Source organism: Pseudoalteromonas sp. 78C3 (assembly GCF_002836695.1).
Classification (GTDB): domain Bacteria; phylum Pseudomonadota; class Gammaproteobacteria; order Enterobacterales; family Alteromonadaceae; genus Pseudoalteromonas; species Pseudoalteromonas arctica.
The window spans coordinates 1-793 of record NZ_PJAV01000054.1 but is presented as its reverse complement, the minus strand read 5'-3'; the positions used below and the strand labels follow the sequence as shown (position 1 = coordinate 793).

Here is a 793-nt window from a genome sequence, read left to right as displayed (position 1 = left end):
AGTGGATTTACAAGGTGGTACTGCTAACGAAGGTTTTGGTACTGCTACAGCTGCAGCTGCTTCTACCGCTGCGGCAAGTACAAATGCAGGCGGTACATATGATATCTCAGGGCGTAATGACGCTCAAGTTACTATTGCTGCAGGCGCTAGCGCAGAGGATACAGCTGCTGCAATTAACAGTGTAACTAGCTCTACAGGTGTTAGTGCGCAAGCTAGAACAGAGGCCACGGTAGTTGTTGGTGGTGCTGCAACAGTTTCTGGCGAGACGGTTAGTTTTGAGCTTAACGACGAGAAGGTTTCATACGTAGCTACAGGTAATGCAGATGGCGACCAGCAAGCAATGGCTGAAGCTATTAACGGCGCAACTGATGAGCATGGCGTAACAGCGAGCATTGAAAACGGTGTATTATCAGTATCTAATAATACGGGTGCAGATATAACGTTAGAGGGTTATGCAACAGCAGATGCCGCTGGTGCTCCTGTAGCGAGTACATTATCAGTTACTGCGCTGTCTTATGCCGGTGTTGAAGATGATGGTGGGACGGGCACGGCTGTTCCTGTTGTACTAACAAGTGGTGTGGCTGGTACTGCGACTGATTCAACACGAATTTCAGGTGGTATTCAATTAAACTCTTCAGAAACATTTAGTGTAGAAGCGTCTGATGATTCACTAGCTAGTGTAATCACAGAAACAACAAGTAAGCTAAATGATGTTTCTGACGTTGATATTACAAGCCAGAAGGGCTCGCAAGATGCGCTAGCAGTTATTGATAACGCGATTGCAAACATCGAT

At 46.4% G+C, this 793-nt stretch carries 1 protein-coding gene; it reads left to right on the top strand.

Annotation, left to right across the window (positions count from 1 at the left end):
* Positions 1 to 793, top strand: a 793-nt coding sequence (locus tag CXF76_RS00785; RefSeq protein ID WP_332870240.1) for a flagellin hook IN motif-containing protein, incomplete at both ends; no start/stop codon positions are given.